The organism is Streptomyces sp. MS19, from assembly GCF_047200595.1.
GTDB lineage: Bacteria > Actinomycetota > Actinomycetes > Streptomycetales > Streptomycetaceae > Streptomyces.
In genome coordinates this window covers 23,167-38,338 of record NZ_JBJZOH010000010.1, presented here as the reverse complement: position 1 = coordinate 38,338, position 15,172 = coordinate 23,167, and the positions used below count along the sequence as shown (strand labels likewise).

Here is a 15,172-nt window from a genome sequence, read left to right as displayed (position 1 = left end):
ATCGGCCGTGATCGGCCCCGCGGAACCTGTCCGCGGGGCCCGTCCGGGGAACCTGTCGGGAAACGGGGGTACGGGAAGGGGCTGGACGGGGGTACGGGGGCGGCGTCAGCCGACCGCGCCCTCCATCTGGAGCTCGATGAGCCGGTTCAGCTCCAGGGCGTACTCCATGGGCAGTTCCTTCGCGATGGGCTCGACGAAGCCGCGCACGATCATCGCCATCGCCTCGTCCTCGGACAGCCCGCGGCTCATCAGGTAGAAGAGCTGGTCGTCGCTGACCTTGGAGACGGTCGCCTCGTGTCCCATCGTCACGTCGTCCTCGCGGACGTCGACGTACGGGTACGTGTCGGAGCGGGAGATCGTGTCGACGAGCAGTGCGTCGCACAGCACGTTGGACTTCGAGCCCTCGGCGCCCTCGCTGATCTCGATCAGGCCGCGGTACGAGGTGCGCCCGCCGCCGCGCGCGACCGACTTGGAGACGATGTTCGAGGAGGTGCGCGGCGCCATGTGGACCATCTTGGCCCCGGCGTCCTGGTGCTGGCCCTCGCCGGCGAACGCGATGGACAGCGTCTCGCCCTTGGCGTGCTCGCCCATCAGGTAGACGGCCGGGTACTTCATGGTGACCTTGGAGCCGATGTTGCCGTCGACCCACTCCATGGTGGCGCCCTCGTAGGCGACGGCGCGCTTGGTCACCAGGTTGTAGACGTTGTTCGACCAGTTCTGGATCGTCGTGTAGCGGCAGCGGCCGCCCTTCTTCACGATGATCTCGACCACGGCGGAGTGCAGGGAGTCCGAGTTGTAGATCGGCGCGGTGCAGCCCTCGACGTAGTGGACGTACGCGTTCTCGTCGACGATGATCAGCGTCCGCTCGAACTGGCCCATGTTCTCGGTGTTGATCCGGAAGTAGGCCTGGAGCGGGATGTCCACGTGCACGCCCGGCGGCACGTAGATGAAGGAGCCGCCGGACCAGACGGCCGTGTTCAGCGCGGCGAACTTGTTGTCACCGGCCGGGATGACCGTGCCGAAGTGCTCCTGGAACAGCTCCGGGTGCTCCTTCAGCGCCGTGTCGGTGTCGAGGAAGATGACGCCCTGCCGCTCCAGGTCCTCGCGGATCTGGTGGTAGACGACCTCCGACTCGTACTGCGCCGCGACACCGGCGACCAGCCGCTGCTTCTCCGCCTCGGGGATGCCCAGCTTGTCGTAGGTGTTCTTGATGTCCTCGGGCAGGTCCTCCCAGCTCTGGGCCTGCTTCTCCGTGGAGCGGACGAAGTACTTGATGTTGTCGAAGTCGATGCCGCTGAGGTCGGAGCCCCAGTTCGGCATGGGCTTCTTGCCGAAGAGCTTCAGGCCCTTCAGCCGCAGCTTGAGCATCCAGTCGGGCTCGGACTTCTTCCCCGAGATGTCCCGGACGACGTCCTCGGACAGGCCGCGCCTGGCGGTGGCGCCGGCCGTGTCGGAGTCGGCCCAGCCGTATTCGTACTTGCCCAGGCCGTCGAGCTCGGGGTGGGCGGTCTCCGTGGGGAGCGTCATGCGGGGTTCCTCCCGGCGATACGTGCTGTTGCGGTGGTCTTCTGTGCGCCGGCGGTGCCGACTGTCTGTGCTGCGGGCTGTGCTGCGGTGCTCCGGGGAGCGGTGCCGCCGTCCGTGCCGCCGGGCGCGGCCCTGGGCACGAACGTCGTGCACACGTCGGCACCGTGGGCGATGGTGGCCAGACGCTGCACATGGCTGCCGAGCAGGGCCGAGAACACCTCGGTCTCCGCGTCGCACAGCTGCGGGTAGCGGGCGGCGGCGTGCGCCACCGGACAGTGATGCTGGCACAGCTGCTCACCGGCCGGGGCCTTCACCGCGTGCGCGGCGGCGGCGAACCCCTGGGTGGAGAGCGCCTCGGCGAGCGCGGCGACCCGTTCCCCGGGCGCCACGCCCTCCAGCAGGGCACGGTACTGCTCGGCCTGCCCGGCCGCACGCGCCCGCGCGAACGCCAGCACGGCGGCCGCGCCCGGCTCGCCGCCCCCGGCGGCCCGCTCGATCCAGCGGAGCGCCTCGACGGCAAGCTCGTCGTACGCCTGGTCGAACGCGTCACGGCCACAGTCGGTGAGGGCGAACGCCTTGGCCGGGCGGCCGCGGCCCCGTGAGCCGCGCACCCGCTTCTCGCCCGGCTCCACCAGTCCGTCGGCGGCGAGCGCGTCGAGGTGGCGGCGGACGGCGGCCTGGGTCAGGCCGAGCCGGTCGGCCAGCTCGGCCGCCGTGGAGGGGCCGTGGTCGCGGATGGAACGGACCACGCGCTGCCGTGTGCCGGACTGCTCGTCGGTCACCGGGGAGAGGCCCGCCTCACCGGCGGCCCGGGGGGCCGCGGGCGCGTCGCGCTGCTCGTTCCGGTTTTTCACAACGCCATTGTTGCGTAATTCCCGGGAGACGGGCAAGCCGCGTCCTGACCAGCCCGGATGGAGTGCGTCACGTAAGGCATGCCTAAGCTCCACCGGCCCGCGAAGCCCCCGGGCCCGGCGGGCACGGGCCCCGACCTAGACTCGCCCCCATGCAGTCCACAGGAGCCGCCGCACCGGCCGTCGTGGTCAGCGGCCTGGTCAAGCGGTACGGCGCCACCACCGCCGTGGACGGCCTGGACCTGACCGTCGGCGCCGGGACCGTGACGGCCGTGCTCGGCCCGAACGGCGCGGGCAAGACCACCACCGTCGAGTGCTGCGAGGGCTACCGCGTCCCCGACGCGGGCCGCGTCCGCGTCCTCGGCCTGGACCCCGTCGCCGACGCGCACACGCTGCGGCCCCGCGTGGGCGTGATGCTCCAGGAGGGCGGCGTGTACCCGGGCGTGCGCGCCGGGGAGATCCTGCGCCACATGGCCGGGCTGCACGCGCACCCCCTCGACACCGCCGAGCTGACCGAGCGCCTCGGCCTCGGCCCCGCCGCCCGCACCCCGTACCGCCGCCTGTCCGGCGGCCAGAAGCAGCGGCTCGCGCTGGCGCTCGCCGTGGTCGGCCGCCCCGAGCTGGTCTTCCTCGACGAGCCGACCGCGGGCCTCGACCCGCAGGCACGCCACGCCACCTGGGACCTGATCCGCGCGCTGCGCACGGACGGCGTCACCACCGTGCTGACCACGCATTTCATGGACGAGGCCGAGGAGCTGGCCGACGATGTCGCGATCATCGACGGCGGCCGGGTCGTCGCCCAGGGCAGCCCCGACGCACTGGCCAGGGGCGGCGCGGCCGACGTCCTCCGCTTCGCCGGGCGGCCCGGCCTCGACCTCGACTCGCTGCGCGCCGCGCTGCCCGCCGGGAGCGAGGTGTCCGAGCCGAGCCCGGGGAGCTACCGCGTCGCCGGAGAGGTCGGCCCGCGGATGCTCGCCACCGTCACGGCCTGGTGCGCGCAGCACGGCGTGCTGCCCGACCGGATCACCACGCGGCGGCACTCCCTGGAGGACGTCTTCCTGGAGCTGACCGGCAAGGAGCTGCGGTCATGAGCGGTCACGCACCCCGTCCCGGCGCGGCGCCGGTGTCCCGGATGATCAGGGCGCAGGCGGCGCTGGAGACGCGGATGCTGCTGCGCAACGGGGAGCAGCTGCTCCTCACCGCGGTGATCCCGACGCTGCTGCTCGTCCTGTTCAGCGCGGTGGACATCGTGGACCTCCCGGACGGCGGCGGCGACGGCCGCGTCGACTTCCTGACGCCCGGCATCCTGGCGCTCGCCGTGCTGTCCACCGCCTTCACCAGCCAGGCCATCGCGACCGGGTACGAGCGGCGCTACGGGGTGCTGAAGCGGCTCGCCGCCTCTCCCCTGCCGCGCTGGGCGCTGATGTGCGGGAAGACCTGCGCGGTACTGGTCACGCTGGCGCTCCAGACGGCGGTGCTGTGCGTCGTCGCCCTGGCCCTGGGGTGGTCACCGCACGGGAACGCGCTCGCCGTCGCCGTCCTGATGCTGCTGGGGGCCGCCGCCTGCTCGGGGCTCGGGCTGCTGATGGCCGGGACGCTGCGGGCGGAGGCGACGCTGGCCGCGGCCAACCTGGTCTTCGTCCTGCTGGTCTTCTTCGGCGGTGTGATCATCCCGCTGGACGACTTCCCCGCCGGGGTGCGGACCGTCCTGGAGCTGCTGCCGGTGGGCGCGCTGGCGGACGGCCTGCGGTCCGTGCTGCGGGAAGGGGCGGCCATGCCGTGGGCGGACACAGGGGTCCTCGCGGCCTGGGCCGTCCTCGCGCCGGCCGCGGCGGCGCGCTTCTTTCGATGGGAGTAAGAGGGGCCGTTGGGAGTGAGAGGGGCCTTTGGGAGTGAGAGGGGCCGGGGGCTCGTGAATCGGCGCACAAGCTCGGGGCTACGATGACGGGGTGCTGAAAGCGGTGCGAAACCCCCTCGCGTACATCGCCGGGCGCTGGACCCCCCACCCGAGGACCGTCCGGCGCGCGGCCACCACCGCGCTCGTGATGAGCGTGGTCATCGTCGTGACCGGCGGCGCGGTCCGGCTGACCGGCTCCGGCCTCGGCTGCGACACCTGGCCCCGGTGCAGCGACGAGAGCCTCGTCGCGACGCGCGAGATGGGCCTGCACGGCGCCATCGAGTTCGGCAACCGGATGATGGCGTACGTGGTCTCCGCCGCCACGGGCTGGTTCATCGTCGCCGCGCGCGCCGCGAAGCCGCGCCGCAGGGAGCTGACCCGGCTCGGCTGGGCCCAGTTCTGGGTCATCATGAGCAACGGCGTACTCGGCGGGGTCACGGTCCTCACCGAGCTGAACCCGTTCATCGTCGCGGCGCACTTCCTGGCCGCCATGGCGCTGCTCACCGTGACCACGGTCAGCTGGATCAGAGCCCGCGAGGGCGACGCGGCGCCCCGGCCGCTCGTCGGGGTGCCGGTACGGCGCGCGATCGTGGCGCTGACCGCCGCGAGCGCGGCCCTCGTCACCGCCGGCACGGCGGTGACGGGCAGCGGCAAGCACGCGGGCGACGACAGCGACATCGAGCGGATGCCGTTCGACTGGGACACCGTGACCCGGGTGCACTCCGGCCTCGCCTGGGTGGTGGTGCTCGGCACGGTGGCCCTGGTCGTCGGGCTGCGGCTGATGGACGCGTCGAGCGTCACCCGGGCACGCGCCCGCGACCTGCTGGCCGTGCTGCTCGGACAGGGCGTGATCGGCTACACGCAGTACTTCCTGGACGAGCCCGAGATCCTCGTCGGCCTGCACATACTGGGCGCGACGCTCGTGTGGATCGCGGCGCTGCGGCTGCTGCTGTCGGTCCGCGACCGGGGCGGCCCCGCCCCGCAAGCAGCGGCGGACGGGAGCGGCGGCACGGCCGCCGAGCCCCGGGTCCCCGCGACCGCCTGAACCGGGGCTCACCCAGCGCGTCCGCTGTCGGTGCGTGGCGATACGGTCTGCGTGCCATGAAATACGCGAAGACACCTCCGCCGTTCCGCCACAGGACCCGCCGACGCCGCGCGCCGGCCGCTCTCGCCCCCGTGGCCGCCGTCGCCCTGCTCGCCGCCACGGCCTGCACGAACGACCTGGCCATGCCCCAGGACTCCCGGCCGTCCGGCTCGGCGGCGGGCCCGGCCGGCAGCTACGACGGGCTGCCCGACACCATCGGGCGGCAGGAGCTGTCCTGGGAGACCTGCGAGGCGCCGACGCCGCTCCAGGGCACCGGCACGGCGCCCGGCGAGGACTGGGAGTGCGCGACCCTCACCGTGCCGCTGGACTACGAAGACCCGGACGGCGGGACGATAGGCATAGCCCTGATACGGGCGGCGACGACCGCCCCGGCCGGCGAACGGCTCGGCTCCCTCGTCTTCAACTTCGGCGGACCGGGCGGCTCCGGTGTGTACACGCTGCCGCAGTTCGCGGAGGAGTACCGCGAACTGCGCGACGGCGGCTACGACCTGGTGAGCTTCGACCCGCGCGGCGTCGGCGAGAGCGCGGGCGTGGTCTGCCTGGACGGGGAGACCGTCGACGCGTGGGCGCAGGAGGACTCCGGCGACCCCGACACGGCGGCGGAGCTGGCCGAGGCCGAGGAGCGGGACGCGGAGTACGTCGCCGCGTGCCAGGAGAACTCGGGCGACGTCCTCCCGCACGTCTCCACCACCGACGCCGCCCGCGACATGGACGTCCTGCGCCATGTCCTGGGCGACGAGCGGCTCAACTACTTCGGCATCTCCTACGGCACGCAGCTCGGCGCCGTCTACGCGCACCTCTTCCCCGGCTCGGTCGGCCGCACCGTGCTCGACGCGGTCGTGGACCCCTCCCCCGACGTCCTGGAGCAGGTCAGGCTCCAGACGGAGGGCTTCCAGCTCGCGCTGGAGCACTACCTGGAGGACTGCGCCGCCGAGGAGGACGGGCCCTGCCCGACCGGCACCGACCCGGCCGGCGGGCAGCAGGAGATGGCGGCGTTCCTCGACGGCCTGGAGGACGGCCCCCTCCCGACCTCGGACCCGGACGGCCGGGAGCTGACGGCGGACCTCGCGATGACCGGCATCATCGCCACGCTGTACTCCGAGGAGTCCTGGGAGTACCTGACGATGGCGCTCGAAGAGGCCCTCTCCCTGGGCAGCGGCGACACGCTCCTGTTCCTCGCCGACTTCTACAACGGCCGTGACGCGCAGGGCCGTTACAGCAACCAGAACGACGCCTTCACCGCGATCCAGTGCGCCGACGACCCGTCCGGCATGTCCGTCGAGGAGGCGCGCTCCCACGAGGACGAGCTCGTCGCGCTCTCCCCGGTCTTCGGCGCGGACATGATGTGGGGCCTGACCGGCTGCGACGGCTGGCCCGTGCCCGCGTCGGAGACGGAACGGCCCCGGTACGACGCGCCGGACGCCGCGTCGCCGCTGCTGCTGGTCGCCACGACGGGCGACCCCGCCACCCCGTACGCCGGGGCGGCGCGGATGCAGGAGGCCATCGGCGGCCCGGAGGTGGCGCCGCTGCTCAGCTTCGACGGCGAGGGCCACAGCGCGTACACCTCTGGGGACGACTGCGTCGTCTCGGCGGTGGACGCGCATCTGCTGGAGGGGGCCGTCCCGGACGACGGGACGCGCTGCTGACGCCCGGCCGGCGCCCCCGCGACACCGCTGGGGGCGCTGGACGGCTTCCGTTCACCGGAGCGACGCGATGATGTGACCGGGCGTCAAGCCGCCTGCGTGAGGGTCTGGTTGGTCCGACCCCATGATTCCCCCAGGCAAAGAGGCGCGCCCGGTATGCCCGATCTCCACTTCACCAGGGACCATGTGCAGGAGAAGGCCGGCTGCTGGCCGTGGGTGGCGCAGAAGACGTTCTGCGACGAGGTGGACTCGGAGGACATGGCGGAGAAGGCGGCCGTCTACGCCCGCGCCGCCGCCGAGGGCACCGACGCGGCGGACATCGCCGGACGGGCCACCGCGATCGCCGCGGAGGCGGGCGAGCTGGACGGTTCGTCCCTCGTCGACGCCGAGGGCCGCGTCAAGGAGACGGACCGCCAGTTGCGCCCCGCCGAGCTGAAGGACGTCCCGAGCCTCCTGATCCGCGCGATGAACCTCGCGATCGACGCCGAGAACGAGACGGTCCGCCTGATCCTCGGCGACGGCGGCCTCGACGTCGGCTACACCCACCATCTCAGCGGCTCCGTCAACGAGTACAACGGCTGGGTGGAGGCCGTGAACCGCGTCATGGCGGCGCTGCCGCCGAGCGCGGACGGCCTCCCCCCACGCGCCGTCCCCGTCACCCTCCCCGGGCACGGGACGCGCACGATCAGCCCGGCCATCGGGTCCGACGGGATGTACCACGTCTCCCTCGACGACTGGGCCGTGGAGATCCGCGCGCGCCACCTCCAGGACGCGGCCGACGACGCGAGGACGGCGAACGAGGAGCTGACCGCCGTCATCGAGACGTACCACCGGCAGATGACCGAGCTGGCGGGCGAGCTCACGAAGCACGAGTACGACCTGTCCGAGGGGCCGCTGAAGAGCCTGTGGATCAACCCCGGCATGGCGAGGTGGGCGGCCGGCCGACTGAACGACCTGCTGGAGAGCGACCACGGGACGGCGGCGGAGGAGATGCTCCAGGCCCTGGCCGGCGTCGAGGGCATTCTCCACGGCCTCTTCGACGACTACGGCCCGGCCTCCCCCGGCGAGGCGTCCCGCCGCCTCACCGCGGACGAACGGGCCTACCTCGACGACTTCTACCGGGTGTTCGACGAGAGCAGCCTGGGCGCGCTGGGCGGGCGTCACTGGACGGCGGGCACCGACCGCCTCCGGGAGCTGGGCGACCACCTCATGCGTGTCGCGGGCGACGGCGTCACCGTCCTGCTGGACCCGGAACTGGGCGGCGTGAGCCAGCGCGAGGAGTGGGACGCGATCCCCCCTCCCCCGCTGACCGGCCTCACCCGCCGCCTGCCGGAGGGCGGCCACGCCGACGACGAGGACATCGCCGCGCTGAGCGGCTTCGGCAGCGTGCTGAGCCACTCGACCGTCCCCCTCGGCCGGGAGTTCGGCCACGACCTGACCGAGTCGGTGATCGACACCCTCGCCCACGGGCGCGGCAGGACCGACGCCGCCGGGAACCCCCTGGACACGGACGCCAGGAAGCTCCTGGCCGTGACCTCCCGGGACCCGGAACGTGCGGCGGAGATGATGGGCGACCCCGGCTTCACCGGCAGCCTCCTGGGCGACGTCTACCCGTTCGACACCTGGACGGACGGCGTGGAGCCGAACGTGCAGCGGTTCGTGGAACGCGCGACGACCCTGCCCGAGGGCGTCACGCACGACAGTCCGGCGGGCCGCGCCCACGCCGACGCCGCGTACGCCTACCTCTCCTACGCGGAGGCGGCGTCGGGGGGCGACCTGCACAACGTGGACGCCGAGACGATCCGCGGCCTGGTGAAGACCTACGGCGATCTGGACCCCGGCCGCTTCGGCCGCTTCGCGCACCTGCCGGACGAGCCCTGGGTCCCGTTCCTCTGACAGCCGGGTCCGGGCACCGCCCTCGGGGCTCGTCTTCAAAGGGGTCGCCCCGCTCGCGACGCTCCCCCGGCCTGACGGCTGGGCGGTGTCCCGGGGCGCGCGTGCTCGCCGCGTTGCCGGCTCGCCCCGGACAGCCCGGTACAGGGACGATCCGGCGCCGCTCCCTTTGATCACAGGTCAGTACACCTGGACCGCTTCCCCCAGGCGGTAGACCTGGCGCGCGGTGCCGCCGCCGATCTGGCGGGCGGTCCTGGCGGCCTCGGCGTGCGGACGCGCGCGCAGGGCCGCGCCCAGCGCCTGCCGGAACAGCCCGGCGCGGGCGACGTGCAGCTCCGGCAGCGTCCCCGCCCTGGTGGAGAAGAGCAGCTTGCCCGGCGGCGCCTCCGCGAGCGCCGCCGCGGGTTCGGGACCGGCGTCGGCGTACACGTGCGGGAAGGCGGAGGCCAGCCGCGCCGCCGCCCGGTGGTGGTCGCGGGACGGCAGGAGAACGAGCGTCCCCGCGCCCGCCGTCGCGTGCAGCAGCGGTACGAGGGGCATCGGGTCGCCGCAGTGCAGCTGGACGGGGCGCCCGGTGGCCAGCGCGCCCCACAGCAGGTGGAGGGTGACGACAGGACCCGGGCGCCGTGGCCCGCGCGGGTCGGCGAGCCAGCGGTCCGCCGCGTGCCGTACGGCGGTGGGCTCGGGCAGCCCTTCCCCGCCGAGGCCGTCTGCGGCGCACACGAACGCGGCGGTGTCGCGGGCCGCCGTGACGAGGGACTCCGCCGCGTGGTCGAGGAAGGCGCGGGCTGTCCCGGCGGTGCCGGCCGCCCGTGCGGCGAGCGCGGTCAGCCCGGCCAGCGGGCGCGTGGTGCCGCCGGCGGCCGAGGCCGTCGCGGCGGGGCCGGTCAGTTCGCCGTCGTCCGTCTCCCCCGCCTCCGCGGCGTCGGCCAGCAGGAAGACGCGGATGCCGCTGCCGCGCAGCAGCAGGCGGGTGGCGGTGTACGCGCCCAGCTCGCGCCGCCGCGCCAGGTAGCGGGTGGCGGGGACGTCCGCGTCGAGCCCGAGCAGCGGCGGGCACCAGCGGAGCACGGCCCGCCAGGTCGCGCCGCCCGCCTCCGCGAGGCGCCGTTCGAAGACGCCGGGCGCCGCCTCGCCGTGGAGGACGCCGTGGCCGTACTGGTCCACGAGGGGTGCGGCGCTCATGTCTGTCATGACGTACGGGACAACGGAACGGACCCCTCCCGGGTGCCGGGGATCAGGCGGTGTGCCGCCCGCCGCCGATCTGGATGCCCGCCATGCGGGACCACTCGTACGGGCCGGTGCGCAGCCGCGCGGCCGTCTCGCCGTCCAGCTTCTCGCGCAGCGTCACCCCGGCGGCCGCCGCGGCGGCGGTGAGTTCGCCCCGGTCGGGCGCCACCACGTCGCCCCAGGCGCCGTCCGCGCCGACGAGCACGAGGCGGTGGCCGCGGGCGCCCAGGTACGCGATCTGCCCCTCGGTGCCGGCCGCGCCGCCGTGTGCGGCGGCGAACGACCGCACGCGCTTCGCGAGCCGCGCGACCCGGCGGCCGAGGACGCCGTCCTCCCCGTCGGCGGCGGGCGTGCCGGCGGAAACATCGTCGGAAGCCGCGGCGGGGGTCACGGGGTCCGGGGGCGGGGTGTTCTCACCGGTGTCAGCCATACGGCTCATGCTACTGCCCGGTAGCCCGCGCGGCGCGGGGTCAGCTGACGAACGGGTCGAGGGCGACGGCCAGGAAGACGATCGAGACGTAGGTGATGGACCAGTGGAACAGCCGCATCTCCTTCAGTTTCGCGCCCTTCGCCCCCGCGCGGGCGCGGGCCTGGAGCGCGTGCGCCTCCCACAGCCACCAGCCGCCCGCCACGGCCGCGACGACCGTGTAGAACCAGCCCGCGTAGCCCAGCGGCCACAGCAGCAGCGAAACGGCGACCATGACCCAGCTGTAGACGACGATCTGGCGGGCGACCACGGTGTTCGCGGCGATGACCGGCAGCATCGGGACGCCGACCCGCTCGTAGTCGTCCTTCACCTTCATGGACAGCGGCCAGTAGTGCGGCGGCGTCCAGAAGAACATCACCAGGAAGAGGACGACCGCGCCCCAGGAGACCGTTCCGGTGACCGACGACCAGCCGATGAAGACCGGCAGGCAGCCCGCGATGCCGCCCCACACGATGTTCTGCGCCGTGCGGCGCTTGAGGATCATCGTGTAGCCGACGACGTAGAAGAGGAGCGCGCCCAGCGCCAGCCAGGCCGAGACCCAGTTGACCAGCAGCCCGAACCACAGCGTCGAGACGACGGCGAGCGCGAGCCCGAAGACCAGCGCCTCGGCGGGACGCAGCACACCGGTGACGAGCGGGCGGTTGCGCGTGCGGTCCATCAGCGCGTCGATGTCGCGGTCGATGTACATGTTGAGCGCGTTCGCGCCGCCCGCCGACAGGTAGCCGCCGACGCAGGTGGCGAGCACCAGCCACAGGTCGGGGACGCCGCCCTCGGCCAGGAACATCACGGGCACGGTCGTGGTCAGGAGCAGCTCGATAATGCGAGGCTTCGTCAGCGAGACGAACGCCTTGACCCGGGCTCCCGCGGTCACGCGGCCGGCGACCTGTCGGTGCTCTGCCACGGGACGGGAATCGACGGCCGTCACGGACACCCCTGGTTGTGCGACATCAGCGGATTCAGCGGAATGGTGCGCTGCGGGCGGCTGCCCGGACGCGAAACCGGTCGGGTGGACCGTCGGGTGGGACTTCGCGTACACCCCGTCACTCTAGACGCCCGGATTACGCGGCTTGTCGCCGGGCCCCCCATCCGGCCCGGCGGCGGCCGGTCCCGGCGGCGGCCCGCCCGGCGTGCCCGGCGGGATGATCCGGGGCACCCTGGAAGGGTCGCCGAGTGCCCTCTCGCCGCCGGACGGCGGAGGGGCCGGAGGTAGGCTCGGACCGGCCCGGTGAGCCGTCACTCCGCCGCCAGGCGGCCACGGTCCCGTCACCGGCCTGACTGACGCGGAGAGGAGCCCTGACGCAGGGTGAGCAGCAAGGCGACCACCTCAGATCTCGAATGGACCGACCTGGACCGGCGAGCCGTGGACACCGCCCGTGTCCTGGCCGCGGATGCCGTCCAGAAGGTCGGTAACGGTCACCCCGGCACGGCGATGAGCCTGGCACCGGCGGCCTACCTGGTGTTCCAGAAGCTCATGCGCCACGACCCGTCCGACCCCGACTGGACGGGCCGCGACCGTTTCGTCCTGTCCGTGGGGCACACCAGCCTCACGCTCTACATCCAGCTCTACCTGGCCGGATACGGCCTGACGCTGGACGACCTCAAGTCCTTCCGCACCTGGGGCAGCAGGACGCCGGGGCACCCCGAGCACGGGCACACCGTGGGCGTCGAGACCACCACGGGGCCCCTCGGCCAGGGTGTCGGCAACGCCGTCGGCATGGCCATGGCCGCCCGCTACGAGCGCGGCCTGTTCGACCCGGACGCGGAGCCGGGCACCTCCCCCTTCGACCACACCGTCTGGGTCGTCGCGGGCGACGGCTGCCTCCAGGAGGGCGTCGCCGCCGAGGCCGCCTCCCTGGCCGGGCACCAGAAGCTGGGCAACCTCGTCCTGCTCTACGACGACAACCACATCTCCATCGAGGGCGACACCGCCACCGCGTTCTCCGAGGACGTGCTCGCCCGCTTCGAGGCGTACGGCTGGCATGTCCAGCGCGTCGCGCCGCAGGACAGCGGCGACCTGGACCCGGCCGCGCTGTACGAGGCGTTCACCGCCGCCCGCGCGGAGACCGGCCGTCCCTCGATCATCGCCGCCCGGTCGATCATCGCCTGGCCCGCGCCCGGCGCGCAGAACACCGAGGCGGCGCACGGCTCGGCCCTGGGCGCCGACGAGGTGGCCGCCACCAAGCGCGTCCTCGGCTTCGACCCGGAGGCGGACTTCGCCGTCGAGGACGCCGTCCTCGCGCACGCCCGCAAGGCCGTGGACCGCGGCCGCGAGGAGCACGCCGCCTGGGACGAGCGGTTCGCCGCCTGGCGCAAGGCGAACCCCGACCGTGCCGCCGAGTTCGACCGCGTGCGGGCCGGCGAGCTGCCCGAGGGCTGGGAGAAGGCCCTGCCGGTCTTCGACGCGGGCACCGACGTCGCGACCCGCAAGGCGTCCGGCGAGGTCCTGAAGAAGCTCGGCGACGTGCTGCCCGAGCTGTGGGGCGGCTCGGCCGACCTCGCGGGCTCCAACAACACGACGATCGACGCGTCCTCCTCGTTCCTCCCGGCGGGCAACCCGCTGCCCGAGGCGGACCCGTACGGCCGCACCGTCCACTTCGGCATCCGCGAGCACGCCATGGGCTCGGCCATGAACGGCATCGCCCTCCACGGCAACACGCGGATCTACGGCGGCACGTTCCTCGTGTTCTCCGACTACATGCGCCCGGCCGTCCGCCTCGCCGCGCTGATGAAGCTGCCGGTGACGTACGTCTGGACGCACGACTCGATCGGCCTGGGCGAGGACGGCCCGACCCACCAGCCCGTCGAGCACCTGGCCGCGCTGCGCGCCATCCCGGGGCTGAACGTCGTCCGCCCGGCGGACGCCAACGAGACGGCCCTCGCCTGGCGCGAGATCCTGAAGCGGCACGCGAGCGCCCCGGCGCCGCACGGCCTGGCCCTGACCCGGCAGAACGTCCCGACATACGCGCCGAACGACGCGACGGCCAAGGGCGGTTACGTCCACACCGAGGCCGAGGGCGGCACGCCCCGCGTCATCCTGATCGGCACCGGCTCCGAGCTGCACCTCGCCGTCGCCGCGCGCGAGGCGCTCCAGGCCGAGGGCGTGCCCACGCGCGTCGTGTCGATGCCGTGCGCCGAGTGGTTCGAGGAGCAGGACGAGGCGTACCGGGACAGCGTGCTGCCCCCGTCCGTGGGTGCCCGCGTGGCGGTCGAGGCGGGCATCGGGCTGACCTGGCACCGTTACGTGGGCGGGGCGGGGCGCGTGGTGTCGCTCGAACACTTCGGCGCCTCGGCCGACTACAAGACGCTGTACCGCGAGTTCGGCATCACCCCCGAAGCGGTCGCGCAGGCCGCACGGGAATCCCTCGCTGCCGCCGAGCGCTGACACAGATACACGACAAGCAGGAGATGCGATTCTCATGACCGACGCACTCAAGCGCCTCTCCGACGAGGGTGTGGCGATCTGGCTCGACGACCTGTCACGCGGCCGGATCTCCTCGGGCAACCTCGGCGAACTCCTCGACCAGCAGCACGTGGTGGGGGTGACCACCAACCCGTCCATCTTCCAGAAGGCGATCTCCGAGGGCGCGGGCTACGAGGAGCAGCTCGCCGACCTCGCCGCCCGCCGGGTGACGGTCGAGGAGGCCGTGCGGATGATCACCACCGCCGACGTACGGGACGCCGCCGACGTGCTGCGCCCGGTGTACGAGGCGACCGGCGGTCTCGACGGCCGGGTCTCCATCGAGGTGGACCCGCGGCTGGCGCACGACACGCACGCGACCGTCGCCGAGGCCAAGCAGCTGGCCTGGCTGGTGGACCGGCCCAACACGTTCATCAAGATCCCGGCGACCCGCGCGGGCCTGCCCGCCATCACGGAGACGATCGGCCGCGGCATCAGCGTCAACGTCACGCTGATCTTCTCGCTGGACCGCTACCGCGAGGTGATGGACGCGTACCAGGCCGGTCTTGAACAGGCGAAGTCCCGCGGGCTCGACCTGAAGGAGATCTACTCGGTCGCGTCGTTCTTCGTGTCCCGCGTGGACACCGAGATCGACAAGCGGCTCGCGGACATCGGCACCCCCGAGGCCCTGGAGCTGAAGGGCAAGGCCGCGGTCGCGAACGCGCGGCTGGCGTACCAGGCGTACGAGGAGGTCGTCGCCGCCGACCGCTGGCAGGCGCTGTCCCGCGCGGGGGCCAACGTCCAGCGGCCCCTGTGGGCCTCGACGGGCGTGAAGGACCCGGCGTACAAGGACACGCTGTACGTGGCCGACCTCGTCGCGCCCGGCACGGTCAACACCATGCCGGAGCCCACGCTGCGCGCCACCGAGGACCACGGCGAGATCACCGGCGACACGGTCCGCGGCACCTACGCGCAGGCGCGCGCGGACCTCGACGCCCTGGCCGGGGTCGGCGTCTCGTACGACGACGTCGTGCAGGTCCTGGAGGACGAGGGCGTGGACAAGTTCGAGACCGCGTGGAACGGCCTGCTGGACTCCACCAAGGCCGAGCTGGAGCGCCTCGCCGGGTCCGGGAAGGGCTGAC

At 73.3% G+C, this 15,172-nt stretch carries 12 protein-coding genes; 7 read left to right on the top strand and 5 right to left on the bottom strand.

Going from position 1 to position 15,172, the window contains the following annotated elements; genetic code table 11:
- Positions 1–105: 105 nt before the first annotated feature.
- Both sufB and ACL02R_RS12940 read right to left on the bottom strand, forming a co-directional pair.
- On the bottom strand, positions 106–1,527 hold the full coding sequence (gene sufB / locus ACL02R_RS12945; protein ID WP_412797019.1) for a Fe-S cluster assembly protein SufB: 1,422 nt from the start codon (positions 1,525–1,527) through the stop codon (positions 106–108).
- Complete coding sequence (locus ACL02R_RS12940; RefSeq protein WP_412797018.1) at positions 1,524–2,381, bottom strand: helix-turn-helix transcriptional regulator; 858 nt, start codon at positions 2,379–2,381, stop codon at positions 1,524–1,526. The genes sufB and ACL02R_RS12940 overlap by 4 nt, the downstream gene beginning before the upstream one ends.
- A gap of 149 nt (positions 2,382–2,530) precedes the next feature.
- Here ACL02R_RS12940 and ACL02R_RS12935 point away from each other — a divergent pair, with 149 nt between their 5' ends.
- The 5 genes from ACL02R_RS12935 to ACL02R_RS12915 all read left to right on the top strand — a co-directional run bounded on the left by ACL02R_RS12935 (position 2,531) and on the right by ACL02R_RS12915 (position 8,919).
- A complete protein-coding gene (locus ACL02R_RS12935; protein WP_412797017.1) occupies positions 2,531–3,469 on the top strand; it encodes an ABC transporter ATP-binding protein in 939 nt (312 codons plus the stop codon).
- A complete protein-coding gene (locus ACL02R_RS12930; protein WP_412797016.1) occupies positions 3,466–4,236 on the top strand; it encodes an ABC transporter permease in 771 nt (256 codons plus the stop codon). The genes ACL02R_RS12935 and ACL02R_RS12930 overlap by 4 nt, the downstream gene beginning before the upstream one ends.
- 94 nt (positions 4,237–4,330) lie before the next feature.
- Positions 4,331–5,320 carry a COX15/CtaA family protein gene (locus ACL02R_RS12925; RefSeq protein WP_412797141.1) on the top strand — a complete coding sequence of 330 codons (990 nt, stop codon included), beginning with the start codon at positions 4,331–4,333 and terminating at the stop codon, positions 5,318–5,320.
- A 131-nt stretch (positions 5,321–5,451) separates the two neighbouring features.
- Positions 5,452–7,026, top strand: coding sequence for an alpha/beta fold hydrolase (locus tag ACL02R_RS12920; RefSeq protein WP_412797015.1), 1,575 nt, complete (start codon positions 5,452–5,454; stop codon positions 7,024–7,026).
- A 153-nt stretch (positions 7,027–7,179) separates the two neighbouring features.
- Positions 7,180–8,919, top strand: coding sequence for a hypothetical protein (locus ACL02R_RS12915; RefSeq protein ID WP_412797014.1), 1,740 nt, complete (start codon positions 7,180–7,182; stop codon positions 8,917–8,919).
- Between the two features lie 177 nt (positions 8,920–9,096).
- Here the strand turns inward: ACL02R_RS12915 and ACL02R_RS12910 are convergent, their stop codons facing one another.
- The 3 genes from ACL02R_RS12910 to ACL02R_RS12900 are packed head-to-tail and all read right to left on the bottom strand — an operon-like array spanning position 9,097 to position 11,558.
- Positions 9,097–10,101, bottom strand: a complete 1,005-nt coding sequence (locus ACL02R_RS12910; protein WP_412797013.1) for an amidohydrolase — start codon at positions 10,099–10,101, stop codon at positions 9,097–9,099.
- Positions 10,102–10,153: 52 nt separating this feature from the next.
- Positions 10,154–10,576, bottom strand: a complete 423-nt coding sequence (locus tag ACL02R_RS12905; protein ID WP_412797012.1) for a hypothetical protein — start codon at positions 10,574–10,576, stop codon at positions 10,154–10,156.
- A gap of 40 nt (positions 10,577–10,616) precedes the next feature.
- Positions 10,617–11,558 carry a heme o synthase gene (locus ACL02R_RS12900; RefSeq protein ID WP_412797011.1) on the bottom strand — a complete coding sequence of 314 codons (942 nt, stop codon included), beginning with the start codon at positions 11,556–11,558 and terminating at the stop codon, positions 10,617–10,619.
- 378 nt (positions 11,559–11,936) lie between these two features.
- Between ACL02R_RS12900 and tkt the strand changes: the two genes are divergently transcribed.
- Positions 11,937–14,015, top strand: coding sequence for a transketolase (tkt, locus tag ACL02R_RS12895; protein WP_412797010.1), 2,079 nt, complete (start codon positions 11,937–11,939; stop codon positions 14,013–14,015).
- A gap of 34 nt (positions 14,016–14,049) precedes the next feature.
- Positions 14,050–15,171 carry a transaldolase gene (gene tal, locus ACL02R_RS12890; RefSeq protein WP_412797009.1) on the top strand — a complete coding sequence of 374 codons (1,122 nt, stop codon included), beginning with the start codon at positions 14,050–14,052 and terminating at the stop codon, positions 15,169–15,171.
- Position 15,172: the final 1 nt, after the last annotated feature.

Coding starts and splice junctions, on each gene's coding strand:
- sufB (WP_412797019.1), bottom strand. CDS start 1,527: ATGACGCTCCCCACGGAGACCGCCCACCCCGAGCTCGACGGCCTGGGC.
- ACL02R_RS12935 (WP_412797017.1), top strand. CDS start 2,531: ATGCAGTCCACAGGAGCCGCCGCACCGGCCGTCGTGGTCAGCGGCCTG.
- ACL02R_RS12930 (WP_412797016.1), top strand. CDS start 3,466: ATGAGCGGTCACGCACCCCGTCCCGGCGCGGCGCCGGTGTCCCGGATG.
- ACL02R_RS12915 (WP_412797014.1), top strand. CDS start 7,180: ATGCCCGATCTCCACTTCACCAGGGACCATGTGCAGGAGAAGGCCGGC.
- ACL02R_RS12910 (WP_412797013.1), bottom strand. CDS start 10,101: ATGAGCGCCGCACCCCTCGTGGACCAGTACGGCCACGGCGTCCTCCAC.
- ACL02R_RS12905 (WP_412797012.1), bottom strand. CDS start 10,576: ATGGCTGACACCGGTGAGAACACCCCGCCCCCGGACCCCGTGACCCCC.
- tal (WP_412797009.1), top strand. CDS start 14,050: ATGACCGACGCACTCAAGCGCCTCTCCGACGAGGGTGTGGCGATCTGG.